At 74.0% G+C, this 25,610-nt stretch carries 27 protein-coding genes; 3 read left to right on the top strand and 24 right to left on the bottom strand.

The window, feature by feature from the left end; genetic code table 11:
* Positions 1–86 precede the first annotated feature (86 nt).
* From IEW07_RS02020 to IEW07_RS02000, 5 genes are all read right to left on the bottom strand, one after another.
* On the bottom strand, positions 87–995 hold the full coding sequence (locus IEW07_RS02020; RefSeq protein WP_229741488.1) for a TrmH family RNA methyltransferase: 909 nt from the start codon (positions 993–995) through the stop codon (positions 87–89).
* A gap of 14 nt (positions 996–1,009) precedes the next feature.
* Entirely contained in the window at positions 1,010–1,399 is a 390-nt protein-coding gene (rplT, locus tag IEW07_RS02015; protein WP_188534137.1) for a 50S ribosomal protein L20, read from the bottom strand.
* A 94-nt stretch (positions 1,400–1,493) separates the two neighbouring features.
* A complete protein-coding gene (gene rpmI, locus IEW07_RS02010) occupies positions 1,494–1,688 on the bottom strand; it encodes a 50S ribosomal protein L35 (RefSeq protein ID WP_047803998.1) in 195 nt (64 codons plus the stop codon).
* A 148-nt stretch (positions 1,689–1,836) separates the two neighbouring features.
* A complete protein-coding gene (gene infC, locus IEW07_RS02005; RefSeq protein WP_229741505.1) occupies positions 1,837–2,904 on the bottom strand; it encodes a translation initiation factor IF-3 in 1,068 nt (355 codons plus the stop codon).
* 361 nt (positions 2,905–3,265) lie between these two features.
* Complete coding sequence (locus IEW07_RS02000; RefSeq protein ID WP_188534136.1) at positions 3,266–3,562, bottom strand: DUF503 domain-containing protein; 297 nt, start codon at positions 3,560–3,562, stop codon at positions 3,266–3,268.
* A 93-nt stretch (positions 3,563–3,655) separates the two neighbouring features.
* Between IEW07_RS02000 and IEW07_RS01995 the strand changes: the two genes are divergently transcribed.
* Entirely contained in the window at positions 3,656–4,066 is a 411-nt protein-coding gene (locus IEW07_RS01995; protein ID WP_188534135.1) for a DUF1844 domain-containing protein, read from the top strand.
* 53 nt (positions 4,067–4,119) lie between these two features.
* Here IEW07_RS01995 and IEW07_RS01990 read toward each other — a convergent pair whose 3' ends face one another.
* The 7 genes from IEW07_RS01990 to IEW07_RS01960 all read right to left on the bottom strand — a co-directional run bounded on the left by IEW07_RS01990 (position 4,120) and on the right by IEW07_RS01960 (position 9,076).
* Positions 4,120–4,974: an SseB family protein gene (locus IEW07_RS01990; protein ID WP_188534134.1), complete on the bottom strand. Its 855-nt coding sequence runs from the start codon at positions 4,972–4,974 to the stop codon at positions 4,120–4,122.
* Positions 4,971–5,723, bottom strand: coding sequence for a bifunctional 1-(5-phosphoribosyl)-5-((5-phosphoribosylamino)methylideneamino)imidazole-4-carboxamide isomerase/phosphoribosylanthranilate isomerase PriA (priA, locus tag IEW07_RS01985; protein WP_188534133.1), 753 nt, complete (start codon positions 5,721–5,723; stop codon positions 4,971–4,973). Before priA ends, IEW07_RS01990 begins: the two co-directional genes overlap by 4 nt.
* A 59-nt stretch (positions 5,724–5,782) precedes the next feature.
* Positions 5,783–5,944 (bottom strand): CG2302 family histidine operon protein, encoded by a 162-nt coding sequence (locus IEW07_RS01980; RefSeq protein ID WP_188534132.1) that lies wholly within the window; start codon positions 5,942–5,944, stop codon positions 5,783–5,785.
* Positions 5,941–6,717, bottom strand: a complete 777-nt coding sequence (hisH, locus tag IEW07_RS01975) for an imidazole glycerol phosphate synthase subunit HisH (protein ID WP_188534131.1) — start codon at positions 6,715–6,717, stop codon at positions 5,941–5,943. The genes IEW07_RS01980 and hisH overlap by 4 nt, the downstream gene beginning before the upstream one ends.
* Entirely contained in the window at positions 6,714–7,337 is a 624-nt protein-coding gene (gene hisB / locus IEW07_RS01970) for an imidazoleglycerol-phosphate dehydratase HisB (RefSeq protein WP_188534130.1), read from the bottom strand. Before hisB ends, hisH begins: the two co-directional genes overlap by 4 nt.
* Before the next feature lie 150 nt (positions 7,338–7,487).
* Positions 7,488–8,591 carry a histidinol-phosphate transaminase gene (locus IEW07_RS01965; protein WP_188534129.1) on the bottom strand — a complete coding sequence of 368 codons (1,104 nt, stop codon included), beginning with the start codon at positions 8,589–8,591 and terminating at the stop codon, positions 7,488–7,490.
* 35 nt (positions 8,592–8,626) lie between these two features.
* The gene (locus IEW07_RS01960) at positions 8,627–9,076 is read right to left on the bottom strand and encodes a LysM peptidoglycan-binding domain-containing protein (protein ID WP_188534128.1); all 450 of its coding nucleotides are present in this window, start codon (positions 9,074–9,076) and stop codon (positions 8,627–8,629) included.
* A 337-nt stretch (positions 9,077–9,413) separates the two neighbouring features.
* Here IEW07_RS01960 and lexA point away from each other — a divergent pair, with 337 nt between their 5' ends.
* Positions 9,414–10,187 carry a transcriptional repressor LexA gene (lexA, locus tag IEW07_RS01955; RefSeq protein WP_188534127.1) on the top strand — a complete coding sequence of 258 codons (774 nt, stop codon included), beginning with the start codon at positions 9,414–9,416 and terminating at the stop codon, positions 10,185–10,187.
* A gap of 91 nt (positions 10,188–10,278) precedes the next feature.
* On the opposite strand, the gene IEW07_RS01950 is transcribed toward lexA, so the two are convergent.
* Complete coding sequence (locus tag IEW07_RS01950) at positions 10,279–12,357, bottom strand: ATP-dependent DNA helicase (RefSeq protein ID WP_308738204.1); 2,079 nt, start codon at positions 12,355–12,357, stop codon at positions 10,279–10,281.
* A 4-nt stretch (positions 12,358–12,361) separates the two neighbouring features.
* Positions 12,362–13,996, bottom strand: coding sequence for a GTPase HflX (gene hflX, locus IEW07_RS01945; protein WP_188534126.1), 1,635 nt, complete (start codon positions 13,994–13,996; stop codon positions 12,362–12,364).
* A 118-nt stretch (positions 13,997–14,114) separates the two neighbouring features.
* On the opposite strand from hflX, the gene IEW07_RS01940 reads away from it, so the two are divergent.
* Positions 14,115–14,777 carry a class I SAM-dependent methyltransferase gene (locus IEW07_RS01940; protein WP_188534125.1) on the top strand — a complete coding sequence of 221 codons (663 nt, stop codon included), beginning with the start codon at positions 14,115–14,117 and terminating at the stop codon, positions 14,775–14,777.
* A 34-nt stretch (positions 14,778–14,811) separates the two neighbouring features.
* Here the strand turns inward: IEW07_RS01940 and dapF are convergent, their stop codons facing one another.
* From dapF to IEW07_RS01890, 10 genes are all read right to left on the bottom strand, one after another.
* Entirely contained in the window at positions 14,812–15,777 is a 966-nt protein-coding gene (dapF, locus tag IEW07_RS01935) for a diaminopimelate epimerase (protein ID WP_371870200.1), read from the bottom strand.
* A 46-nt stretch (positions 15,778–15,823) separates the two neighbouring features.
* The gene (miaA, locus tag IEW07_RS01930) at positions 15,824–16,744 is read right to left on the bottom strand and encodes a tRNA (adenosine(37)-N6)-dimethylallyltransferase MiaA (RefSeq protein WP_188534124.1); all 921 of its coding nucleotides are present in this window, start codon (positions 16,742–16,744) and stop codon (positions 15,824–15,826) included.
* Positions 16,741–18,249, bottom strand: a complete 1,509-nt coding sequence (gene miaB / locus IEW07_RS01925) for a tRNA (N6-isopentenyl adenosine(37)-C2)-methylthiotransferase MiaB (protein ID WP_188534123.1) — start codon at positions 18,247–18,249, stop codon at positions 16,741–16,743. Before miaB ends, miaA begins: the two co-directional genes overlap by 4 nt.
* Before the next feature lie 88 nt (positions 18,250–18,337).
* On the bottom strand, positions 18,338–18,970 hold the full coding sequence (locus IEW07_RS01920) for a regulatory protein RecX (protein WP_188534122.1): 633 nt from the start codon (positions 18,968–18,970) through the stop codon (positions 18,338–18,340).
* 5 nt (positions 18,971–18,975) lie between these two features.
* Positions 18,976–20,115 (bottom strand): recombinase RecA, encoded by a 1,140-nt coding sequence (gene recA / locus IEW07_RS01915; protein ID WP_188534121.1) that lies wholly within the window; start codon positions 20,113–20,115, stop codon positions 18,976–18,978.
* 230 nt (positions 20,116–20,345) lie between these two features.
* Complete coding sequence (locus tag IEW07_RS01910; RefSeq protein ID WP_188534120.1) at positions 20,346–20,567, bottom strand: DUF3046 domain-containing protein; 222 nt, start codon at positions 20,565–20,567, stop codon at positions 20,346–20,348.
* A gap of 174 nt (positions 20,568–20,741) precedes the next feature.
* Positions 20,742–21,173 (bottom strand): helix-turn-helix domain-containing protein, encoded by a 432-nt coding sequence (locus tag IEW07_RS01905; RefSeq protein WP_188534119.1) that lies wholly within the window; start codon positions 21,171–21,173, stop codon positions 20,742–20,744.
* A gap of 137 nt (positions 21,174–21,310) precedes the next feature.
* On the bottom strand, positions 21,311–21,847 hold the full coding sequence (locus tag IEW07_RS01900; RefSeq protein ID WP_188534118.1) for a CinA family protein: 537 nt from the start codon (positions 21,845–21,847) through the stop codon (positions 21,311–21,313).
* On the bottom strand, positions 21,844–22,455 hold the full coding sequence (gene pgsA, locus IEW07_RS01895; RefSeq protein WP_188534117.1) for a CDP-diacylglycerol--glycerol-3-phosphate 3-phosphatidyltransferase: 612 nt from the start codon (positions 22,453–22,455) through the stop codon (positions 21,844–21,846). Before pgsA ends, IEW07_RS01900 begins: the two co-directional genes overlap by 4 nt.
* Positions 22,456–22,505: 50 nt before the next feature.
* Positions 22,506–25,544 (bottom strand): DNA translocase FtsK, encoded by a 3,039-nt coding sequence (locus tag IEW07_RS01890; RefSeq protein WP_188534116.1) that lies wholly within the window; start codon positions 25,542–25,544, stop codon positions 22,506–22,508.
* Positions 25,545–25,610 lie beyond the last annotated feature (66 nt).

Below are 25,610 nucleotides of genomic sequence, written 5' to 3'. Positions count from 1 at the left end.
CGTCCCGGGACCACGAGCGGACCGCGCCCCGAGACGAAGAACGGCGCGGAGCCCGCAGGCTCCGCGCCGTCGTTCCCGGCGGACCGTCAGGGCCGGTCCGCACCCCTGCGCTGCGCGCGGGCCGAGGCGTAGAGGCACACCGTGGCGGCCGTGCCCACGTTGAGTGACTCGGCCCGTCCGTGGACGGGCACGGCGACCCGGTGGTCCGCCAGGGCCTTTTCCTGCGCGGAGAGGCCCTGCGCCTCGTTGCCGAACAGCCACACGGTGGGCCGGGCGAGGTCGTAGACCGCGTCGACGCCCTCGGCGCCGGCGGCCCGGGCCGCGGAGGCGTCCTGGAGCCGGTCCAGGTCCACGTCCCCGTGGCCGTCGGCGGCCAGGACCCCGCAGCCGGCCTCGCGCGCGGCGCGCAGCAGCTCCGGCAGGTCCGCGCCGACCACCACGGGCAGGTGGAACAGGGACCCGGCGGTCGAGCGCACGGTCTTGGGGTTGTAGACGTCCACGCTGCCGGCGGTGAGCACGACCGCGTCGGCCCCCGCGGCGTCCGCCGCGCGCAGGACGGTGCCCGCGTTGCCGGGGTCCTGCACGCGGGCCAGGACGGCGACGAGCCGGGGCCCGGCCGCGAGGACCTCCTCCGCGGCCACGTCGAGGGACGGGCACACGACGACGACGCCCTGCGGGGTCACGGCGTCGCTCATGGCGGCGAGCACCTCCCGCGTCACGAGGCGCACGAACACGGAGCGGTCCCCGGCCACGCGCTCGAGCAGGGCCGCGATGTCCGGGTGGCGGCCCAGGGCGTCCTCGGTGACGTAGACGGCGTCCACGCACGGGGACTCGAGATGGCGGGCCAGCGCCTCCCGGGCGTTCTGAGGGCCCTCGGCGAGGAAGAGACCCCGCTTGGAACGAGCGGAGCGCCCGGCCAGCCCCGCGACGTCCTTGACCCGATCGGCTCGGGGGTTGGACATCGGCTGGGCGGCCAGGCGCTCCGTGAGGTTCACTGCCGGTGCAGTGCTCAGACCGAGGCTTCGCGCGGCGCGGAGGTGTCCTCCGGCAGGGCGTTCTTCGCGATCTCGACCAGGGCGGCGAAGGCGGCCTGGTCGTTGACGGCCAGCTCGGCGAGCATGCGGCGGTCGACCTCCACCTCAGCGGCCTTCAGGCCCTGGATGAAGCGGTTGTAGGTCAGGCCGTTGGCGCGGGCCGCGGCGTTGATGCGCTGGATCCACAGGCGGCGGAAGTCGCCCTTGCGCTTGCGGCGGTCGTTGTAGCTGTAGACGAACGAGTGGGTGACCTGCTCCTTCGCCTTGCGGTAGAGGCGCGAGCGCTGACCGCGGTAGCCGGAGGCCTGCTCGAGGATCTCCCGGCGCTTCTTGTGGGCGTTGACCGCCCGCTTCACACGTGCCACGTGTGTACTCCTTCACTTCGGTCCCGGCCGGTCGGCCGGGAGGTCAAATCTGTGCGGGGCGGGGAGCGGTGCTCCCCGGAGGATGCGAGGGGGCTTACTTGCCCAGCATCTTCTTGATGACCTTGGCCTCGCCGGGGGTCACGATCTGGTCGGAGGCCAGGCGGCGGGTCAGGCGGGAGGACTTGTGCTCCAGGTAGTGGCGGCGGTTGGCCTGCTGGCGCTTGACCTTGCCGGTACCGGTGAGCTTGAAGCGCTTCTTCGCCCCGCTGTGGGTCTTCATCTTCGGCATGGGAGCCGTTCTCCTTATAGATCGTCCGGCGATATCCGCCGGAGGGCACGACGGACGTCGTCGTGCCTCTTCGGTGCCCCGTGCGCACAGCCGGGAGCGGCCGCGCGCACAGGGCGCTGTCAGTTCTGCTGCCCGCCCGGGGGCGGGATCAGGCCTTCGGGCCCGGCCGAGGGCCGGGACGAGGTGCCTTCGGGGCGGGCTTCGCGGACTGGGCCGGGGTCGGCACGGGCTTCGCCGCGGGCTTGGGGGCCGCGGCCGGCTTCGCCGCAGGCTTCTCGACCTTCGGCGCCGCCACGGGCTCCTCGACCTTCGGGGCCTCCGCAGGCTCCTGGGCCTTCGGCGCCGCCACGGGCTCCTCGACCTTCGGGGCCTCCGCAGGCTCCTGGGCCTTCGGGGCCTCCGCGGGCTCCTCCGCCTTCGGGGCCTCCGCAGGCTCCTCGGCCTTGGGGGCCTCCACCGGCGTCTCCACCTTCGGGGCCTCCACGGGCGTCTCGGCCGGCTGCTCGACCTCGGGGGCCTCGACGACCGGGGCCGTCTCCTCGGTCCGGGGAGCCTCGACGGTCTCCTCGGCCTGGACGGCCCGCTCGAGCAGCTCGGCGGGGAACGCGTCCCCGATGGTCTGCGTCACGGGCGCGGCGGAGGAGGTGTCGATCTTCTCGGTCGCCTTGCGCTCGTTGTCGGCCTTGGCCTCCTCGCGCTGCTTCTGGCGGCGCGCCTCGGCCTTGGCCTCGGCCTTGTTCTTCAGCGGCCCGACCACCATGACCATGTTGCGACCGTCCACCCGCGGGCTCGACTCCACGGACCCGACCTCGGCGACGTCGTTCGCGAAGCGCTCGAGCAGGCGCACGCCCATCTCCGGGCGCTGCTGCTCACGGCCGCGGAACTGGATCATGGCCTTGACCTTGTCGCCGGCGGCGAGGAACCGCTTGGCGTGGCCGACCTTGGTCTCGTAGTCGTGCGTGTCGATCTTCAGCCGGAACCGGACCTCCTTGAGGACCGTGTTCGTCTGGTTCTTGCGGGCCTCACGGGCCTTGACCGCGGCCTCGTACTTGTACTTGCCGAAGTCCATGAGCTTGGCCACCGGCGGCTTGGCGTTGGGTGCCACCTCGACCAGATCAAGATCCGATTCGCGGGCCAGCCTCAGCGCGTCCTCGACGCGGACGATGCCGACCTGCTCGCCTGCGGGTCCGACGAGGCGGACTTCCGGGACGCGGATTCTGTCATTGATGCGTGGATCGCTGATGCCGTGCTCCTGCTCTTTCGCGTGCTCCCCGGCGACTACCGGGAAGCGTCATGGTTCGGTTGCGGTCCGCAACGACAAAAGCCCCCGCTGCGGTCGGCAAGCGGAGGCTCATCGGCACGGCGCCCCGGAGGGAGCCGCGATGCGTGACGCCGGCAGGCGGACCCGGCCGGGCGTCGTGCGGACGATGATCGTCGCGGACCCGGCGGCTCGAGGTCGTCGTCCACGGGGATCGACGACAGGGGCCGGCGCGGGTGGGAGTCTCCTCCACTTGCACACTGCCACACAGTCTAGCCCATCGGCCGCGCGTTGCCGAAACGAACGCACGGCCCGCGTGTCACTCGTCCTCGGTGCTGTGCAGTCCCCGGCGGGCGGAGAGCAGCTCGATCTCCGGCCGCCCCGCCACGAAGCGCTCGATCTGGTCCAGCACGGCGACGAGGTGGGCCGCGTCCCCGGCCACCGCCGAGGCCCCCACGAGGGCCCGGCGGTGCAGCTCCTGGTGGCCCGTCTCCGCGACGCTCACCGGGAAGCGGCGGCCCAGCTCCGCCACGAGCGGCCGGACCACGGAGCGCTTGGCCTTCAGCGAGTGCACGTCCCCGAGGAGCACGTCGAACTCGATCCACCCGATCCACACGGCGTCCCGCCCTCCTCGCGGCCGGGCGGCGCCCCCGGCTCCTGCCCGCAGTGTAGGCGCGGGCGCGTGCCGGCCGTGTGGCAGAGTTGGACCATGACTTCCGAGAACACCTACCGCTTCGACGACGACGCCGCCCCGTCCGGCCAGGAGATCCCCCAGGAGACGGTCGAGTCCGTCAACGAGCAGATGCGCGACATCGCGGAGGTCCCGGCCATCGAGGTCATCACGACCGCCGCCGTGCACCTCATGAGCGCCGCCGCCGTCAAGTGCGGCCTGGCCGCCGGCGAGGACGCCGATGAGCTCAAGGACCTCGACGAGGCCCGCAAGCTCATCACCGCGCTGGCCGGCTTCGTCACCGCCGCGGCCCCGGAGATCGGCTCCCAGCACGCCGCCCCCCTGCGCGACGGCCTCCGCACGCTCCAGCTCGCGTTCCGCGAGGCGTCCCCGTTCCCGGACGCCCCGGGCCAGGGCCCCGGCGAGAAGTTCACCGGTCCCGTGAACTGAACCGTCCCCCTGCCCGTCCCCGACCTTCTGCGGGCTGATCCGGTGCGTCCGGGTCAGCCCGCCGTCGTGAGACGGAGCTGCATGGAGTCCACGGCCTCCGCGAGGGCGGGCTCGATGCTCAGCCGGGCCTGGAAGCGGGCGACCACGTCGTCGAGCCGGGCCCGGTCCAGGCCGGGCACCAGCTCCAGGACGACCGCGAGCTCGGGTCCGGTCCCGCCGCCGGGCACCACCGTCCCGTCGGCCGCCCGGGAGGCCACCCCCTCGCCGGGGGCCGTGCGGGCCGCGGCGACCCCGGGCAGGCCCGCCGCGGAGCGGGCCACGGCCTCGGCCACCTCGGGCATGCGGTAGGAGGGGAGCCAGGACCTGCTCTGGGCCAGGGCCCACAGGGCGGGCCGGCGCACCACGAAGGGCAGCGCCGAGCCGGGGTCCAGCACGAGCAGCTGCGTGCCGTCCTTGACCGCCGCCACGGCCGCGCGGCGGACGTCGGTGGCCACGGGCCGGGCCGTGGCGTGCCACGCGCTCAGCGCCGCGGTCGAGGTGAAGACGGGGAGCACCTGGCGGCCGTCGGCCGAGCGCAGGGACACAAGGGCCATGTCGGCCTCCTTGTCCGCCACGAGCCCGGCGTCGGTGATCGTGGAGGCCGAGACCTCGGCCACGACCGGGACGAAGACCCGGGTGCCGGCGAGGGCCGCGACCACGGCGGCCTCGTCCCCCTCCCCCGCCCGCAGCTCCGCGAGCGCCCGCAGCACGCCGGGAGCGGCGGCGCCGTCGTCGCCGGGGAAGAGGTGGGTGTGGCTGGTGCCCTCCCCGAGGTTGCGCCCCGCCCAGGCCTGCCCGCCGGTGTCCTCGGTGCCGCCCGCGCCCGCGAGCTGCGCCGCGATGTGCGCCGGGAGCTTCCGCTCCGTCACAGGCCGTCCGGGCGGCCGGCGACGTCGAGCGCCTCCTGGAGCGTGAACCGGCCCGCGTAGAGGGCCTTGCCGACGATCGCGCCCTCCACGCCCGAGGGGACCAGCGTTCGCAGCGCCGCGAGGTCGTCGAGGGAGGAGATCCCGCCCGAGGCGACGACCGGCTTGTCGGTGCGGGTGGCGACCTCCGTGAGCAGCTCGAGGTTCGGGCCCTTGAGGGTGCCGTCCTTGGTGACGTCGGTGACGACGTAGCGGGAGCAGCCGTCGGCCTCGAGGCGGGCGAGCACCTCCCAGAGGTCGCCGCCATCCTCGGTCCAGCCGCGGGCGGCCAGCGTGCTGTTGCGCACGTCGAGGCCCACGGCGATGACGTCGCCGTGCTCGGCGATGACCTTGTGCGTCCACTCCGGGTTCTCCAGGGCGGCGGTGCCGAGGTTGATCCGGGCGGGCTCCAGGGACAGGGCTCGCTCGAGCGACGCGTCGTCGCGGATGCCGCCGGACATCTCGATCTTCAGCTCCAGCTCGGCGGCGACCCGGCGGAGCACGTCGATGTTGTCGCCGCGGCCGAAGGCGGCGTCGAGGTCCACGAGGTGCAGCCACTCGGCGCCGGCCTCCTGCCACGCCAGCGCGGCCTCCAGCGGGTCGCCGTAGCCCGTCTCGGAGCCGGCCTCGCCCTGGACCAGGCGCACGGCCTGGCCTCCGGCGACGTCGACGGCGGGCAGCAGCTGCAGGCGGGGGGTCTCGCTCAGGGGCATGGGTTCTCTTCTCTCGGTGCTCGGGTGCGGGTGGGCGTGCGTTGGGGGTCGGGCGGGGCTCAGCGGCCCTGGAACCAGGCGTACCAGCCGTAGCCGACGAGGGCTGCGGCGATGGCGGCCAGCAGGACGACCGACCAGACGGGCTTCTTCTGCTGCTGGAAGGAGATGGCCCCGCCGGCGACGAACGCCCCGAGCACCATCACGACGACGGCCGCACTCACGCGGCGTCCTCCTGGTCCTCCAGCGTGGGCCGCCCGGCCAGGACGTCCCCGCCCAGGGGGTCGCCGGCCTTGAGGTGGTCGAGGCGGCCCGTGCGCGGGAGGGTGCCGAGCCAGTTGCGCAGCAGCTGGATGCCGGCGTCGGAGGACTTCTCCGGGTGGAACTGGGTGGCGCACAGCGCGCCGTTCTCCACGGCGGCGATGAACCTCCCCCCGTGGTCGGACCAGGTCACCTGGGGGGGTTTCATCTTCTGGATGGACTGGGGGAAGTCCCACTCCTGCACGCCGTAGGAGTGCACGAAGTAGAACCGCTCGTTCTCGATGCCCCGGAACAGGACGCTGCCCTCGGGCGGCTCGACCGTGTTCCAGCCCATGTGCGGGACGACGTCCGCCTTGAGGCGCTCGACGACGCCGGGCCACTCGCCCATGCCCTCGGTCTGCCGGCCGTGCTCCACGCCGGACTCGAACAGGACCTGCAGGCCCACGCAGATGCCGAGGACGGGGCGCCCGCCGGCGAGCCGGCGGCCGATCAGCCGCAGGCCGTCGACGGAGCGCAGCCCGTCCATGACGGCGGCGAACGCGCCGACGCCGGGGACGACCAGTCCGTCGGCGTCGAGGACGGCCTCGGGGTCGGCGCTGAGGACCACGTCCGCGCCGGCGGCCTCGAGGGCGCGCACGGCCGAGCGGACGTTGCCGGCGCCGTAGTCGAGGACGGTGACGGTGGGCCGGCGCTCGGCGCCGGCCCGGGGCTCGGTGGCGGGGGTGTCGGTGCTCACAGGGCGCCCTTCGTCGACGGGATGCCGCTCACCCGGGGGTCGGGCTCGACGGCCTGGCGCAGCGCACGGGCCAGGGCCTTGAACTGGGCCTCGGCGATGTGGTGGGGGTCGCGCCCGGCCAGCAGGGTGATGTGCAGGCAGATCCCGGCGTGGTAGGCCAGGGACTCGAAGACGTGCTGGACCATGGAGCCGGTGAAGTGCCCGCCGATCAGGTGGTACTGCTGCCCCTCGGGCTCCCCGGAGTGGACCACGTAAGGCCGCCCGGAGATGTCGACCACGGCGTTGGCCAGCGCCTCGTCCAGCGGGACCGTGGCCTCGCCGAAGCGGCGGATCCCGGCCTTGTCCCCCAGCGCCTGGCGCAGCGCGTCGCCCAGGACGATCGCGGTGTCCTCGACGGTGTGGTGGACGTCGATGTGGGTGTCGCCCGTCGCCTTGATCCGCATGTCGATGAGGGAGTGCTTGGACAGGGCGGTGAGCATGTGGTCGTAGAACGGCACCGAGGTGTCGATGTCGTGGTGGCCGGTGCCGTCCAGGTCGATCTCGACGGAGACGGAGGACTCGCTGGTGCGCCGCTCCAGGGCGGCGCGGCGCGGGGCGCGGTCGGGGGTCTGGGTGCTCATGACGGGGTGGGACTCCTCGCGGGCGCGGCCCGGCCGTGGGCGGGCCGCGGGGTGGTCGGACCAGGGCCGCTCTCGCGGGCGGCGCGGCGGCCCCGGGTGGTGGTCTGCCTCCATGCTATCGGGGTCCGCGGACCCCGGGCACGGCGGGGCTCAGCGGGCGGAGGCGATGCGCTCCATGGACTCCAGGAACGCCGAGGTCTCCTCCTCGGTGCCGGCGGTGACCCGCAGGTGGCCGGGGATCCCGACGTCGCGCACGAGCACCCCGTCCGCGAGCAGCGCCTCCCACACGGCCCGGGAGTCGCCCATGCCGCCGAAGAACACGAAGTTGGAGTCCGACTCGGAGGGCTCCAGCCCCATGCGCTTGAGCTCGTCGACGATCCGGTCCCGCTGCATCTTGATGTCCTCGACGTTGGCCAGCAGGGACGCCGAGTGGCGCAGCGCGGCCAGGGCCGTGGCCTGGGTGACCGCGGAGAGGTGGTACGGCAGCCGGACCAGGCGGACGGCGTCGGCGACCTCCGGGGCGGCCGCGAAGTAGCCCAGCCGGGCCCCGGCCAGCGCGAACGCCTTGCTCATGGTGCGGGAGACCACCAGGCGGGGCCGGCCCTCGAGCAGGCTCAGCGCCGAGGGGGTGCCGCCGTGGGAGAACTCGGCGTAGGCCTCGTCCACCACGACGACCGTGCTGAACTCCTCCCCCGCCTCGTAGACCGCGGTGACGACGTCCTGGCCCAGGGCGGTGCCCGTGGGGTTGTTGGGCGAGCACAGGAACACGACGTCCGGGCCGTGGCGGCGGACCTGCTCGGCGGCGGACTCGGGGGTGAGCCCGAAGTCGGCGGCGCGCTCCCCCGGGATGAACGCTGTGTCCGTGCCGGAGGCCAGCAGGGGGTACATGGAGTAGGTGGGGACGAAGGTCAGCAGGCTCCGGCCCGGCCCGCCGAAGGCCTGCAGGAGCTGCTGGAGGATCTCGTTGGAGCCGTTGGCCGCCCACAGGTGCTCGGAGCCCAGGCCGTGGCCGAGGTAGCGGGCGAGCTCCTCGCGCAGGGCGGTGAACTCCCGGTCCGGGTAGCGGTTGAGCGTCCAGGCCGCCTCGGTGACCTCCTGCACGATCGCGGCGTGCACGTCCGCCGGCACCGGATGCGTGTTCTCGTTCGTGTTGAGCGCCACGGCGACGTCGAGCTGCGGAGCCCCGTACGGGGACTTGCCGCGCAGGTTGTCGCGGAGCGGGAGGGCGTTGAGTCGGTCCAGGTTCTGCGTCACCCGGACAGTTTAGTGCGCCCGCGCAGCCCCTCCGCTCAGGCGGCCGGGACCTCGAGGACCTGCCCGGCGACGAGCACGGACGTGGCGAGGTCGTTGAGCTCGACGATCTCGTCCATGACGTCGCGGGGGTCCCGCTCGGGGTCCGCGGCCACGGCCAGGTCCCACAGGCTCTCGCCGGGGTGGACCGTGGTGCGCTCGGTGTCCGCGCCGGTGACCGGCGCGCTGGTCGCCGTGGCGGTCGAGGGGACGAGGAAGATCACGGCGAGGACGACGAGTGCGGCGGCGCCGGTCAGCACGGGCAGGCCGTGGAAGAGGAGGCGTCCGCGGCGGGTGAGGGTCAGCGGGGCGCGGGCGGCGGGAGCGGCGGAGCGGACGTGGCGCGCGGCCCGGCCGAGGGCGCGCGGGGCGCGCAGCGGGCGGGACAGGACGGACCCGGCGCCGGCGACGGCACGGGGCGTGGCGCTGGCGGTGGCACTGGCACTCATGGCATGAACTCCTTGACGTTCCCGCACGGGGCGGGCGATCTCGAACACCGGTCCGGTCGAGAGGGGTCTCCCGCCTCCATTCGATCGAACATACTTTCGAACACCGACGACCCATGTCTAGCACGCGTCTACGAACGATGTCGACACCTGCTCGTACATATGTTTGAACACACACCCGCACTCCCCTAGGCTGGGGGCATGTCCGGGCCTCGGTCCGGCGCGCCCCACGATCCCCGGCGCCTGCCGACCGGGGACCATCGAAACACCCGGGTCCGACATCGGAAGCGGACGGGGCGCTCCGGGACCGGCACCACCGGACGGGAAAGGACGACGAGGAATGGCTCAGCCCCCCACCCCCGAGGACTCCCGGGCCCGGCCCGCGCGGTCCGCCGCGCGCCGGAGCGCCCGCGGGCTCAGCCCGCGCCAGCGGACGATCCTCGAGGCCATCCAGCGTTCCATCGCCGATCGCGGCTATCCGCCGTCGATGCGCGAGATCGGGGACCTCGTGGGCCTGGCGTCCCTCTCCAGCGTCACCCACCAGCTCTCCCAGCTCGAGAAGCTCGGCTACCTGCGCCGGGACCCCAAGCGGCCGCGCGCCATGGAGGTCCTGACCCCGCTGCAGCTGCGCGCCGTCCCCGGGCCCGAGGGCTCCGGGGACGGCGCCCCGGAGCCCTCCGCCCCGGGCCGGGCGCGCACCGCGGCCACGGACTCCGTGGCGGAGCTGTCGACCTCGGCGGACGTGACGATGGTCCCGCTGGTCGGCCACATCGCCGCGGGCGGGCCCATCACGGCCGAGCAGTCCGTCGAGGACGTGCTGGCCCTGCCGCGGCAGCTCGTGGGCCACGGCGAGCTGTTCATGCTCCGAGTCAAGGGCGACTCGATGATCGACGCCGCGATCTGCGACGGCGACTGGGTGGTGGTCCGCCGGCAGAGCTCCGCCGACAACGGCGACATCGTGGCGGCCCTGCTCGACGACGAGGCGACCGTCAAGACCTTCCGGCAGCGCGACGGGCACACGTGGCTGCTGCCGCAGAACACGCGCTACGAACCGATCCTGGGCGACCACGCCACCGTGATGGGCAAGGTCGTCTCCGTGCTCCGCAGCCTCTGAGCCGCTGCCCCGCGCGGCGGGACGCCGGGCCCTCCGCCGCAGGCGGGGGGCCCGGCGTCGTCCCAGCCGCGCGTCTCAGCCCGGCGTCGTCTCAGTCCTTCGAGAGGCGCTGCAGCGCGCCGAGGACCACGGAGCGGTCCGTGGTCGTCCACAGCGGCGGCAGGGAGGCGCGCAGGAACCCGCCGTAGCGGGCCGTCGCGATCCGCGAGTCCAGGATCGCGACGACGCCCCGGTCACCGCCCGCGCGGATGAGCCGGCCGGCGCCCTGCGCGAGCCGCACGGCCGCGTGCGTCGCCGAGACCGACATGAACCCGTTGCCCCCGGCGCGCTCCGTGGCCCTGCTGCGGGCCGTGGACAGGGGGTCGTCAGGGCGGGGGAAGGGGATGCGGTCGATCATCACGAGCCGGCACGAGGCGCCCGGCACGTCGACGCCCTGCCACAGGCTCATCGTCCCGAAGAGGCTCGTGGCGGGGTCCTCGGCGAACTCCTGCACCAGGCCCGCCAGCGACGAGTCCCCCTGGCACAGGATCGGCAGGTCCGTGCGCTTGCGCAGCGCCTCGGCGGCCTCCTCCGCGGCGCGGCGGGAGGAGAACAGGCCGAGGGCCCCGCCGCCGGAGGCCTCCACCAGGGCGAGCATCTCGTCGAGCTGCGCCTCCGTGAGCCGGCGGCCGGGCTTCTCGAGGTGCTTGGCGAGGTACAGGATCCCCTGCCTGGGATAGTCGAACGGGCTGCCGACGTCGACGCCCTCCCAGCGCGGGGCGCCCTCGCCCCGCAGCCCCAGGGCCCCGGCGGCGGAGTCGAAGGAGGACCCGACCGACAGCGTCGCGGAGGTCAGGACCACGGTCCGGCCGTCGAACAGGCCCTCCCGCAGGGTCCCGGCGACCGACAAGGGCGCCACGTGCAGGGTCGCGGGGTCCGTGTCCTCCGCGGGCACGTACCCGCGGCCCGGCTCCCAGCCGCCCTGCCGGGAGACCCACAGCACCTCGCGGCCGTCGTCGGCGGAGAGGATCCGCTCGGCGAGCTCCAGGACGTCGCTGACCCGCGAGCGCGCCAGCTGCCGGCCGGAGTCCCCGTCCTTCTCCCCGGAGGTCCCGCCCTTGGTCTCGGTCATGGCGGTGCGGGCGGCGTCGCGGATCTGGGCGACCGCACCCGCCTGGGCGTCGCTGAGACCGCGGTGCATCAGCTCCGCCGGCACGCCCATGAGGGCCGCCTCCAGGTTGGCGGCGCCGGCCGTGAGGGAGTCGGCGCTGGCCGAGGTGTGCTTGCGCAGGGACGCCGCCGCGGAGCGGACCATGGACGCCGAGAGCTGACCGGTGACCGCGCCGGTGACGCGGTCCTGGAGCTCGTGGGCCTCGTCGATGACCACGACGTCGTGCTCGGGCAGCACCGTGACGCCCTCGAACGCGTTGATCGCCAGCAGGGCGTGGTTGGTGATGACGATGTCGGCCTCGCCGGCGCGCTGCTTGGCGAGCTCGGCGAAGCACTCCTCGAACAGAGGGCAGTTGCGGCCCAGGCACTCCTTGGCCGTGACCGAGACCTGCCGCCAGGCCTTGTCGGTGACCCCGGGCACGACCTCGTCCCGGTCGCCGGTGTCGGTGGTGCGGGCCCACTCGCGCAGCCGCAGCACCTCCTGGCCCAGCCGGCCGGTGCTCGCGTCCTCCTCCGCCGGCGAGGCCGGGTGCGAGGCGGCGTCGGGCAGCGCGAAGAGCGCGCCGGGGTCGTCGTCGGACGGGTAGCCGCCCTCGAGCTTGTGCAGGCACGCGTAGTTGCTGCGGCCCTTGAGCAGGGCCACGTCGAGCTCGCGGTCGAGGCTGCCCTCGAGCGCGGTGAGGAGGCGGGGGACGTCACGGCCCACGATCTGCGACTGCAGCGCGAGCGTGGCCGTGGCCACGACCACCGGCTTGTCCGCGCTCTGCGCGTGGGCGACCAGCGGGGCCAGGTAGGCCAGGGACTTGCCGGTGCCGGTGCCCGCCTGGACCAGCAGGTGCCGCCCCCGGTCGAGGGCCTCGGCGACCTTGGCGGTCATCAGCCGCTGGCCGTCCCGGACCTGCCCGCCCATCGCGACCACCGCGGTGTCGAGCAGGTCCAGGGCGTCCTTGGCCCCGGGCAGGGTTTCCGGGCGCACGTCCGAGAGCTCGTGCCCGGACTCGTCCACGAATGCGGCCGCCACGCGCTCAGGCGCTCTCGGCGCCGAAGGCGGGACCCTGCTGCGGGACGAACTCCGCGAGCTCCGCCGCCAGGTCCTCGCGGACCTTCACGAGCAGGTGGGTGCCCTCGGGCAGGTGCTCGGTGCGCAGGATCTCGGCGTCCCAGTCGTGCAGCCGGCTCACGACGTCGCCCCGCTGGTAGGGCACCAGCAGGTCCAGCACCGTCTCCGGGCGCGGGATGGAGTCGCTGATCCGCTGCCGCAGCTCGTCCATGCCCTCGCCGGTGCGGGCGGAGACCACCACGACGTTGCGCTCGCGCTGCTTGAGCCGCTCCACGACGAAGGGGTCCGCAGCGTCGACCTTGTTGAGCACGATGATCTCGGGGATGTTCTGCGCGTCGATGTCGGCGAAGACCTGGCGGACCGCGCGGATCTGGCCCTCCGGGTCCGGGTGGGAGGCGTCCACGACGTGCAGGATGAGGTCCGAGTCCGCGACCTCCTCCAGGGTGGAGCGGAACGCCTCCACGAGCTGCGTGGGCAGCGACCGGACGAAGCCGACCGTGTCCGAGAGCGTGTAGCCGATGCCGTCCGGAGTCTGGGCGCGGCGAACCGTGGGGTCCAGGGTCGCGAACAGGGCGTTCTCGACGAGCACGCCGGCGTCCGTGAGCCGGTTGAGCAGCGAGGACTTGCCCGCGTTGGTGTACCCCGCGATCGCCACGGAGGGCACCGAGTTGCGCCGGCGGTTGAGCCGCTTGGTCTCCCGGGCGGGCTTCATGGCCGCGATCTCGCGGCGCAGTTTGGCCATGCGGGTGCGGATCCGTCGGCGGTCCAGCTCGATCTTGGTCTCGCCGGGGCCGCGGGAGCCGATGCCCTCACCGGCCGCGGCGCGGCCGCCGGCCTGGCGGGACAGGGACTCGCCCCAGCCGCGCAGGCGCGGGAGCATGTACTCCAGCTGGGCGAGCTCGACCTGCGCCTTGCCCTCCTTGGACTTCGCGTGCTGGGCGAAGATGTCCAGGATCAGGCCGGTGCGGTCGATGACCTTGACCTTCACCACGTCCTCCAGCCCGCGGCGCTGCGACGGGGCGAGCTCGGAGTCCACGACGACCGTGTCCGCGCCGGTGGCCGCGACGATGTCCCGCAGCTCCTTGGCCTTGCCGGAGCCCAGGAACGTGGCGGGGTCCGGCTTGAGCCGGCGCTGCACGATGCCGTCGAGGACCTCGGAGCCGGCGGTCTCGGCGAGCGCGGCGAGCTCCCGGAGGGAGTTCTCGGCCTCCTCCAGCGTGCCGCCGGTCCACAGTCCGGCGAGCACCACGCGCTCCAGGCGCAGCTGCCGGTACTCGAGCTCGGTGACGTCCTCGAGCTCGGTGGACAGCCCCGCCACGCGGCGCAGGGCGCGCCGCTCCTCGAGGTCCTGCTGCTCGCCGTCGTGGGCGCTGTGCTCGTCGCCGGCCTCGGCCAGCTCGCGGGCGCGGCCGGTGAACCGGCCGGTGGCGGAGTCCTCGTCGGCCTCGCCGGCGGGCTCGCCGGCCTCCTGCCGGGCGCGCGCCCGGGAGAGGACGCGCTCGACGACGTCCTCCAGGTCCTGCCGGCTCAGGCCGCTCTCGGGCTCCGTCGCGGGGCTCGCGGTGCGGGGCTCGGCAGGGGTTTCACGGGGATGGGTCATGGTTCCTTTCGGAAGGATTCGGTGATGCCTGGATTCTAGTCTCGGCTCCGGACATCGGGGTCCGGCCGGGGGCCGCGCGGTGCGGGCGCGGCGGCCGCGGTCGGTAGCATGGTGCGCTATGGCACCGCGTTCCGACTCCCCCGATCCCGTCGTCGGCCCGGCGACCCCGAACCCGGGGACCGAGCACTACTTCTCCGAGGACCCCGCGACGCCGGAGCTCCGGCGCCCCGTGACCGTGGCCCTGCGCGGGCGGGAGGTCGTGCTGCAGACCTCCAACGGGGTGTTCAGCCCGCGAGGCCTCGACAAGGGAACGTCCGTGCTGCTGGAAAATGTTCCCGATCCGCAGGGCGGGGAGCTGCTGGACGTCGGCTGCGGCTGGGGCCCGATCGCCCTGAGCATGGCCGCCGCGGCGCCCGGCTCGCGCGTCACCGCCGTGGACGTCAACGAGCGCTCCCTGCGCCTGACCCGGGACAACGCCGCTGCCCTGGGCCTGGACAACGTGGTGGCGCTGCTGCCCGGGCAGGTGCCCGCGGAGCGGCGCTTCGACACGATCTGGTCCAACCCGCCGATCCGGATCGGCAAGCAGCAGCTGCACGAGCTGCTGCTGCTGTGGCTGCCCCGGCTCGCCCCGGGCGGGACCGCGTGGCTCGTGGTGCAGAAGAACCTGGGCGCCGACTCGCTGCAGAAGTGGCTCGCGTCCGCCCTGGGCGGGGACTGTGCGGTCTCGCGGCACAGCACCGACCGGGGCTTCCGGGTCCTGCGGGTCGAGCGCCGGGCCTGAGCGGCCCGCGGCTCCCCCGTCCCGGGGGTCGGTCTCAGTCGAGCGTGCCGTGGGCCACGAGCACGGCCGGGCCCGCGAGCACCACGTGCTCGGAGCCGTCGGGGGCCGGGACGAACGTCACGGAGACGACACCGCCGGGCACCTGCACGAGCCACTGGTCCGGGGCGGTGACCCCGCCCCAGAAGCGGGTCGCGGCGGCCGCGGCGCACGCGCCCGTGCCGCAGGACTGCGTCTCGCCGACCCCGCGCTCGTGCACCCGCATCCGGATGCGGCCGACCCCGTCGTCGTCGCCGTCCGCGGGGACCACGAACTCGACGTTGGTCCCGTCCTCGGGGACGGGGCGCACGCCCGGGGCGGTGTGGAGGTCGAGCTGGTCGAGCTTCTCCCCCTCGGCGAGGGCCACGACGGTGTGCGGGTTGCCCATGCCGATGGACAGCGCTGGGCGCGGCACCTTCAGCCCCCGGGCGGTCACGACGGCGTCGGAGCCGCGCGTGCGGGCGGCCTCGCCGTCCAGGAAGCTCCACGGCCCCATGTCCACGGCGTAGCCGGAGGGGGTGCGGCCCACGGTCTTCACGCCCGCGCGGGTGCCGATCCGCAGCACCTCGCCCTCGGGGACGTCCACGAGGCCCTCGCTGATGAGGTGGTGCACGAACACGCGCACGCCGTTGCCGCACATCTCCGCGACCGAGCCGTCGTTGTTGCGGTAGTCCATGAACCACTCGGCGTCCGGGGCGGTCTCCAGCACGGCCGGGCCCTCCGGGAGGGACTCGGAGCGCACGGCCCGGATCAGGCCGTCCCCGCCGATGCCGCGGTGCCGGTCGCACACGAGGGCGACCAGCTCGGCGTCGAGCGCCAGCTCCGCGTGCGGGTCCGTGATCAGGACGAAGTCGTTGCCGGTGCCGTGGCCCTTGGCGAAGGGACGGCCCCGCAGCTCCCCCCAGGGGCTGAGGGCCTCCGGGGCGTGGGCGGGGCGGGTGGTCCGGGTCTGCGTGGAGGTCACCCCGACATGATACGCGGCGCGGCACGACGGCCGCGGGGCCGCCGGCTCAGGCCGCGGCCTGCGCCACGATCTCCACGGCCCGGTCGACCAGCCCCGGGTCGGCCCGGTCCAGCCAGTGCACGCGCGGGTCCGCGCGGAACCAGGTGAGCTGCCGGCGGGCGAACTGCCGGGTGGCCACGACGGTGGCCTCGGCCGCCTCGGCCGCGGTGGCCCGCCCGTCCACGACGTCCAGGAACTGGCCGTAGCCCAGCGCCCGGCGCGCCGTGCGGCCCTCGCGCAGCCCGCGCCCGGCGAGCGCGCGGACCTCGTCCTCGAGGCCGGCCCGGACCATGGCGTCCACGCGGCGGGCGAGCCGGTCGTGGAGCTCGGCGCGGTCCCCGTCCAGGCCGATCTGCACGGCCGGCTCGACGTACTCGCGGCGGGGCATGAAGGAGGTGAAGGGGCGGCCCGTGAGCTCCCAGACCTCCAGGGCCCGCACCACGCGGCGGTCGTCCCGCAGGCGGGCTGCCGAGTCCGGGTCCACCTGCCGCAGCCGCTCCCGCAGGGCCCCGGGGCCCTGCTCGGCCAGCTCCTGCTCGATCCGGGCGCGCACCGCGGGATCCGTGCCGGGCAGTTCGAGGACGTCCAGGGCCGCGCGCACGTACAGGCCCGACCCGCCCACCAGGACTGGGACCCGGCCGCGGGAGCGGATCTCGGCGAAGCAGGCGCGGGCGGCGCGCTGGAAGTCCGCCACCGAGGCCTCCTCCCCGACGTCCAGGACGTCGAGGAGGTGGTGCGGCACGCCGCGCCGCTCCTCGTCCGTGACCTTCGCCGTGCCGATGTCCATGCCGCGGTAGAACTGCATGGAGTCGGCGTTGACGACCTCGCCGTCCAGCCGCAGGGCCAGCTCGACCCCCAGGTCGGACTTGCCGGAGCCCGTGGGGCCCACGACCGCGACGACGGGCAGCTCCCGCGCGGGCCGGGTCACCGGACCGGCAGGCTCGGCATGCCCAGGTCCACCGGGCGGGAGCCGGCGGCCCCGGGCGCGGCCGGGACGCCGCAGGAGGCCGCCTCCTGGCGGTCCCAGGCGTCGCCGGCGCGGGAGCGCCGGACGGCGTAGTCCTGCGGGCCGCGGGGGTCGGCCACGAGGTGGTACGCGGCGGCGCCGGTGACGGTCACGGTCACGAAGTCGCCCGGCCGCGGCGTCTCGGCGCCCTCGGGGACGGCGAAGTGGACGAGCCGCTGGTCCCGGGCGCGGCCCGAGAGCCGGTGCGTCTGCCCGGACTTCCGGCCCTGCTCCGCGGTGACGAGCAGCTCGACCTGCCGGCCCACGACCGCGCGGTTCTCCTCCGCGGCGATCCGGTCCTGCAGGGCCACGAGCCGCTCGAAGCGCTCCTGCACCACGGCCTTGGGCACCTGGTCCGCCATCTCGCCGGCGGGGGTGCCGGGACGGACCGAGTACTGGAAGGTGTAGGCGGAGGCGAAGCGGGAGGCCGCCACGACGTCGAGGGTGGCCTGGAAGTCCTCCTCGGTCTCGCCGGGGAAGCCGACGATGATGTCGGTGGTGATGGCCGCGTCAGGGATCCGCGCGCGCACCTTGTCCAGGATGCCCAGGAACTTCGTGGACCGGTACGACCGGCGCATCTCCTTGAGCACGCGGTCGGAGCCGGACTGCAGCGGCATGTGCAGCTGGGGCATGACGTTGGGGGTCTCGGCCATGGCGTCGATGACGTCGTCGGTGAACGCGGCCGGGTGCGGGCTGGTGAAGCGCACGCGCTCCAGCCCCTCGATCCCGCCGCACGCGCGCAGCAGCTTGGCGAAGGCGCCGCGGTCGCCGAACTCCACGCCGTAGGAGTTCACGTTCTGCCCCAGCAGCGTCACCTCCACGGCGCCCTGCTCCACGAGCGCCCGCACCTCGGCGAGCACGTCCCCGGGCCGGCGGTCCTTCTCCTTCCCGCGCAGGGACGGGACGATGCAGAACGTGCACGTGTTGTTGCACCCCACGGAGATCGAGACCCAGCCGGAGTAGGCGCTGTCCCGCTTGGTGGGCAGCGTGGAGGGGAAGACCTCCAGGGACTCGAGGATCTCGATCTGCGCCTCGTCGTTGTGCCGGGCCCGCTCGAGGAGGGTCGGCAGGGACCCGATGTTGTGCGTGCCGAAGACGACGTCGACCCACGGCGCCTTCTGCAGGATCGTGTCCTGGTCCTTCTGCGCCAGGCACCCGCCCACGGCGATCTGCAGGTCCTTGTTGCGCTTCTTGGCGGGCACGAGCTGGCCGAGGTTGCCGTAGAGCTTGTTGTCCGCGTTCTCGCGCACCGCGCACGTGTTGAACACCACGAGGTCGGGCTCCGCCCCGGCGGCGGGGACGTAGCCCGCGGCCTCGAGCAGGCCGGTGATCCGCTCGGAGTCGTGGACGTTCATCTGGCAGCCGAAGGTGCGCACCTCGTAGGAGCGCGGCGCGGGCTGCGGGGACAGGGCTGTGGGGCTCGACATCACCGGTCAATTGTACGGGCTGGGCGGCCCGCCCACCGCGCGGGCCGGAGGGCGGGCCGGCTCGGGCGCGGCCGGCCCCGGGGACGGCTCACGAGGGGTCCGGGTACGTCCCGTCCAGCTCGCCGTCGAGCTCGGCGCCGTCCGCGCGGGCGGCCAGCTCCTCCTGGACGATCGAGAAGGCCAGGCCGGGGGCGTAGCCCTTCCGGCCGAGCATCCCCACGAGCCGGCGCACGGCCCGGTCCCGCTCGGTGCGGTCGGAGAGGTCGGTGCCCGCGGGCAGCTTCCGGCGGACCAGCTCGGCGGCGTCGGCCCGCTCGTCGTCGTCGGTGCGCTGCTCGAGCGCCTCCTCGGCGACCTCCCCGGTGACCCCGCGCGAGGCGAGCTCGCGGCGGAGGGCGGAGCGGGAGAGCTTGCGGGAGCTCGCACGGGAGCGGACGTAGAGCTCGGCGTACTGGGCGTCGTCGACGAGGCGGACCTCCTCGAAGCGGTCCAGCACCTCGCGCGCCACGTCCTCGGGGACGTTGCGGTCGGCCAGCTTGTCCTCGAGCTGCTTGCGGCTCTTGGCCGAGGCGGTGAGCTGGCGCAGCACGATGGCGCGGGCGACCTCCCGGGGATCGGGCTCCGGGTCCGACGCCGCGGGCGACGACGCCGCCGGGCCCTCCGGCCCGCGGGAGCGGGCGGAGGACCGGCGGCGTCGTCGCGCGTAGGGGCTCTCGGTCACGGGGCTCAGAAGGCGGGGCCGGCGACCTCGGCGGGCAGCCCGGCGACCGGCTCGTCCTGGGCGCCGGCCTCCGGGGCCTCGGCGGAGTCCGGGGCCTCCACAGGCTGGTCGGGGTCGGCCACGATCCCGAGCTTGATGAGGATCCGCCGCTCGATCTCCTCGGCGAGCTCCGGGTTGTCCTTGAGGAACCGGCGGGAGTTCTCCTTGCCCTGGCCCAGCTGGTCCCCCTCGTAGGTGAACCAGGCGCCGGACTTCTTGACGATGCCCTGCTCCACGCCCATGTCGATGAGCCCGCCCTCGGTGGAGATGCCCTCCCCGTAGAGGATGTCGAACTCGGCCTGCTTGAAGGGCGGGGCCATCTTGTTCTTGACGATCTTGGCCCGGGTGCGGTTGCCCACCGGGTTGGCGCCGTCCTTGAGCGTCTCGATGCGGCGCACGTCCACGCGCACCGAGGCGTAGAACTTCAGCGCCTTGCCGCCCGTGGTGGTCTCCGGGCTGCCGAAGAACACGCCGATCTTCTCACGGAGCTGGTTGATGAAGATCGCGGTGGTGTTGGTGTGCGAGAGCCGGCCCGTGATCTTGCGCAGCGCCTGGCTCATCAGGCGGGCCTGCAGGCCCACGTGGCTGTCGCCCATCTCGCCCTCGATCTCGGCCTTCGGCACGAGGGCCGCGACCGAGTCGATGACGATGATGTCGATGGAGCCGGAGCCCACCAGCATGTCCATGATCTCGAGCGCCTGCTCACCGGTGTCCGGCTGGGACACGAGCAGGTTGTCGGTGTCCACGCCGAGCCTCTCGGCGTAGGAGGGGTCCAGCGCGTGCTCGGCGTCGATGAAGGCCGCGATGCCGCCGGCCTTCTGGACGTTGGCCACCGCGTGGAGGGCGACCGTGGTCTTGCCGGAGGACTCCGGGCCGTAGATCTCCACGACGCGTCCGCGGGGGAACCCGCCGATGCCCAGCGCCACGTCCATGGCGATGGAGCCGGTGGGGATGGTCTCGATCTTCGTCGCCGGGCGGTCGCCCAGCCGCATGACGGAGCCCTTGCCGTAGTTCTTGTCGATCTGCGCGAGGACCGTGTCGAGGGCCTTCTCGCGGTCGGAGCCGAACTGCCGGTCGGGGCTCTGCGTCCTGGCCTTGCCTGCCATGATTCACCTCGTGTTCGCGGGGCTCCGCCGGTGGGCCGGAACCGTTCTTGCTGGTGCTGTCGTGTTCTACGGTATCGACGGGGTCGGACACCGTAAGGCCGTGCGCCGGGCCTGGGGACGGGTGCTGGACGCCGCTCCCGGACCGGGTGGGCTGTGCAGTCCGTGCTGTCGCTTCGAATATACCTTCGAATCCGTCCGGGGTCCACGGACGCGCCCGCGGCGGCGGGCGATCAGCTCCGCGGGGGCCGGTCCTCGCCCCACCACCGGGCCTGGGGCACGTCCTGGGCACGGCAGACCGCGAACCACACGGCCTTCGGGTCGACGCCCTGCTCGAGGGCCTCGGCCGCGGTGCGGTGGCCCAGCTCGCCCAGCACGAGGTCGCGGGCCAGCACCCTGCTGTACCCCGCGCCGAACTCGTCGGCCATCAGCTGCCAGAAGCTGCTCAGCCTCATCCGCGCCCTCCTCCGTGCTCGTCCGGGTCCCTTGTCCGGGTGGTCGTCCGGGTGGTCGTCCGGGTCGATTCTCCCATCCCGCGGCGCGGCGGGCGCACGCGGGAGGGCCCGGCGGTCTCGCGACCGCCGGGCCCTCCGGGATGTCGTGGCCGGGCGGCGGGGCCGCCCGGCGGATCAGCGGGCGCCGGCCCCGGCGGTCTCCCCGCCGTTGACGCGGCCGAACTCCCGCGAGAACTGCTCGGTCAGGTCGCTGGGGACCGTGTCCGGCACCATGAGGCCCTCGGCGTAGGCCAGCCGGTCGGCGACCTCCCGCAGCATCTGGGACATCGGGATGTCCAGGGCCGCGCAGATCGACGCGAGCAGCTCGGAGGAGGCCTCCTTCTGGCCGCGCTCGACCTCGCTCAGATAGCCCAGCGAGACGCGGGCGCTGTGGGAGACCTCGCGCAGGGTCCGGCCCTGCCGCTGGCGCACGTTGCGGAGAACCTCGCCGATCTCCTGGCGGAGTACACCCATCTTCATGTCCTTCGTCTCGGTTCGCTCGTCATCGCCCGCGCCCACGTCCTTCCAACGGACGACGCCATTGACGGACACGGGTTGCTTCGTCATGTGAATCGCTAGTCTCCTCATGTGTGCGGCTGCCTCGCCGCCCTCTGCGGAGCGTACCCCCGGCGGTGGCCGGTCAGCACCTTGACTCCGATCGGCTCAACTCGAGCCTGCGATATTTGATAACCACCCTGATGGTCCTATTCTTCCCCTCCGGGCGGACTTTTTCGCTGTGAGTTGTCTGGGAGCACGAGCGCTTCGGTGAGCCGTGCCAGGGCGGCCACCACGGTGGCCGCGCGGACCGCGGCCCGCTCCCCCGGCGCGTCGAGCCCGTGCACCGTGGACCCGCCCGGCCCGGCGACGCCCACGTAGACCGTGCCCACCGGCTTGCCGTCGTGGGGCTCGGGCCCGGCCACGCCCGTGGTCGAGACGCCCCAGTCGGTCCCCAGCCGGCGGCGGACCCCCTCGGCCATGGCGAGCGCCACGTCGGGATCCACCGACCCCCGTTCGGCCAGCAGCGTTTCGGGCACACCCAGGACCTCGGCCTTGACCCGGTTGGAGTAGGACACGACCGCCCCCTCGAAGCAGGCGGAGGCGCCCGGCACGTCGACGATCGCGGCGGCCAGGGCCCCGCCCGTCAGGGACTCCGCGGTGGCGACCGTCTGCCCCCGCCGGACCGCCTCGGCCACGAGCCGGGCCGCCGGGGCGGGCCCGCCCGGAGGCTCCGGCGCCGTCACCGCGCGTCCCGCTCCGCGATGGCCCGGCGGCGCAGCTGGACCGCCTTCACGACGTAGTCGGCGCCCGTGACGACGGTGACCACCAGGGCGGCGCCCATGGCGGTCCAGCCCAGCCACGGCCACCAGTCGCCCACCAGGGGGCTGAGGGGCAGGAGCAGCAGCAGGAGCGCCGCGGTCTGCAGCACGGTCTTGAGCTTGCCGCCCTTCGAGGCCGCCATGACGCCGTACTTGATGACCACGAAGCGCATCAGGGTGATCCCCCACTCGCGCACGAGGATCACCACGGTGACCCACCACCACAGCTCGCCCAGCAGGGACAGCACCACGAAGGCGGCGCCCGTGAGCAGCTTGTCGGCGATCGGGTCGGCGATCTTGCCGAAGCTCGTGATCAGCCCGCGCGCCCGGGCGATGTCGCCGTCGAGCTTGTCCGTGTACATCGCCACCGCGAAGACGGCGAACGCCGCCCAGCGCATCCCGGCGGAGTCCTGCCCCTGGGGGCCCCCGGCCCAGAGGAACCAGACGAAGAAGGGGACGAGCACGATGCGCAGAGCCGTCAGCGCGTTGGGCAGGTTGAGGTTGGAGGCCTTCTGCGTCTCCGCGGGGCTCATCGGTGCTCGCTTCCTGGGAACGGGGTCCCGGCGGGGGGTGGGTGGCGGGGTCAGCGGCCGGTCAGCTGCCAGGCGTCCTCGGAGCCCTCGGCGTCGGCACCGTCGTGGTAGTCCGGGGCGGTCTCGGCCAGGGACGCCTCGACCGGGTCGTCCCCGTAGTCCACGGAGCCGCCCTGCCCGGCGGGAGCGGCGGGCTCCTCGCCCCTGATCACCGCGAGGGTCGCCGCGAGGTCGTCGGGCTTGACGAGGACGTCCCGGGCCTTCGAGCCCTCCGAGGGCCCGACGACGCCGCGGGACTCCAGCAGGTCCATGAGCCGGCCCGCCTTGGCGAACCCCACGCGCAGCTTGCGCTGGAGCATCGAGGTGGAGCCGAACTGGGTCGTGACCACGAGCTCGGTGGCCTGGAGCAGGACGTCGAGGTCGTCCCCGATGTCCTCGTCGATCGTCTTCTTCGGCGCCTCCTGCACCACGTCCTCGCGGTAGCGGGCCTTCATCTGGCTCTTGACGTGGTCGACGACCGCGTGGATCTCCGACTCGGAGACCCACGCGCCCTGCACGCGCATGGGCTTGGAGGCGCCCATGGGCAGGAACAGGGCGTCGCCCTGGCCGATGAGCTTCTCCGCGCCGGGCTGGTCGAGGACCACCCGGGAGTCGGTGACGGAGGACGTCGCGAACGCCATGCGGGACGGGACGTTGGCCTTGATCAGGCCGGTGACCACGTCGACGGAGGGCCGCTGGGTGGCGAGCACCAGGTGGATGCCGGCGGCACGGGCGAGCTGGGTGATGCGCACGATCGCGTCCTCGACGTCGCGCGGGGCGACCATCATGAGGTCGGCGAGCTCGTCGACGATCACGAGCAGGTACGGGTAGGGCCGGATGACACGCTTGGACCCGGGCTCGGGGAGGACCTTGCCGTTGCGCACCGCCTTGTTGAAGTCGTCGACGTGCTTGAAGCCGTAGTGGGACAGGTCGTCGTAGCGGGCGTCCATCTCCCGCACGACCCACTGCAGCGCCTCCGCGGCCTTCTTGGGGCTGGTGATGATCGGGGTGATCAGGTGCGGGACGCCCTCGTAGGCGGTCAGCTCGACCCGCTTGGGGTCGACCATCACCATCCGCACCTCGTCGGGGGTGGCCCGCATGAGCAGCGAGACGATCATGGAGTTCACGAAGCTGGACTTGCCGGCGCCGGTCGCGCCGGCCACGAGCAGGTGGGGCATCTTGGCGAGGTTGGCCACGACGTAGCCGCCTTCCACGTCCTTGCCGACGCCCATCACCATCGGGTGCTCCGTCTTGCGGGCGTTCTGGGAGCGCAGGACGTCGCCCAGGGACACGGTCTCGCGGTCGGTGTTGGGGATCTCGATGCCGATGGCGGACTTGCCCGGGATCGGCGAGAGGATGCGGACGTCGGCGGAGGCCACCGCGTAGGCGATGTTCTTGGACAGCGCCGTGACGCGCTCGACCTTGGTGCCTGAGCCCAGCTCGATCTCGTACCGGGTGACGGTGGGACCGCGGGAGAAGCCCGTCACCACGGCGTCCACGTTGAACTGGTCCAGGACGCTGGTGAGCGAGGCGACCACGGCGTCGTTGGCCTCGGAGCGCTCCTTGGGCGGGGGGCCCTGCACAAGGGAGCCGGCCGTGGGCAGGGAGTAGGCGATGTCGCCGTCGAGCTTGAGCTGCTCGGCCCGGGCGGGGATCGGGGCCTCCGGGGTGTAGGTGCGGGCGGCCACGGCGGTGGAGCCGGTGGCGGGGGCGTCCGCGAGGTCCTCCAGGGCCGGGGAGCCGGAGCCCGCGGCGGTGTCCTCGGCGGTCTCCAGGCCCTGGTGGCGGCGCAGCTGCTGGGCCGCGAGCTGGTCCCGGGTGGGGCGCTTCACGCCCGGGCGGGGGGCGCCGGGGGACTCCCCCGGGGCGTCCTGCGCGGACTCCCCCGGGGCGTCCTGCGCGGTGTCCCGCGGGGCGTCCTGCGGGCCGGCCGCCGCGGCCGCGCGCTCGGCGGTCCGGCGCCGGGCGGCCTTCTGGCGGGCGGCGCGGGAGGAGTCGACGTCGAAGACGCGGGTGGGCGCCTGGCCGTCGGCGGCCTCCTCGTCGACCACGGCGCGCTCGAAGGCCTCGTCCCCGCGGTAGCCGTCGAGGGCGCGCCGGTCGGCCTCGGCCTGCTTGCGCTCGCGGCGCTTCTGCCGGCGGGTCCTGCCGGCCTCGGCCCGGTCGTGGTGCTCGTCGAGGTAGGAGCGGTCGTGCCGCGCCGAGGAGAGGTCCGTCGCGGAGACGGGTCCCTCCTGGCCCATGAGGCGCCAGTAGGCGTGCTCGAGCCGGGGCAGGATGAGGTTGACGGGGGTGGCCGTGATGACGAGCACGGACAGCAGCAGCACGGCGACGAAGATGGCGCCGGCCCCGACGGGCGTCAGGAGCGAGCTCAGGGGGTCCGCGGCGAGGAAGCCGACGTGGCCGCCGGCGGCCGCGACGGCCGCCTGGCCCTGGCTCGGGGACGGCTGCCCGAGGAACAGGTGGGCCAGGCCCGAGCCCGCGACGACGGCGGCGCCCAGGCCGATCGCGATGCGGTTGTTGGCGGAGGTGTCCTCCGGGTGCCGGAACCGGCGCAGGGCCATGGCCCCGAGCGGCAGGGGCAGGACGAGGGCGGTCCAGCCGAAGCTGCCGGCCAGGACCTGGTGCACGACCTCGGCGGGAGCGGCGATCCAGGTCGCCGCGGCGCCGCGGAGGTTCCACCACTCGACGGCGGCCGAGAGCAGCCCCAGGGCGAGCAGGAACAGCCCTCCGCCGTCCCGCAGCTGCTCGGCGGGCACGTCGGTGCGCTGGGTCCCCATCCGGCGCACGGCGCCGCCGACCACGTGGGCGACGCCCGTCCAGGCGCCCCCGACCACGCGGGCGCACCAGAGCAGGACGGCCCCCAGGGCGCGCAGCACCCACGGGGTGGACGCGCCGGAGGACGCGCCGCGCGCGGAGGACCCGCGCGCCGTCGTCGACGTGCCGCGGGAGGAGCTCCGGCTGGATCCCGACGACCGCGCAGAAGACGTGCTGTTCTTGCCACGCGACGTCGAGGCGCCCTTGCGGGCAGGGGAGGTACGAGTCGCCATACCCTCCAGGGTAGACCACGGCCCCCTCCGGTCCGGGGTGTCCCACGGACGGGAGGGGGCCGGGTG

Source organism: Kocuria dechangensis (assembly GCF_014636775.1).
Lineage (GTDB): Bacteria > Actinomycetota > Actinomycetes > Actinomycetales > Micrococcaceae > Kocuria > Kocuria dechangensis.
Note: the sequence above shows the minus strand (reverse complement) of the source record. Positions and strands in the feature narration are given on the sequence as shown.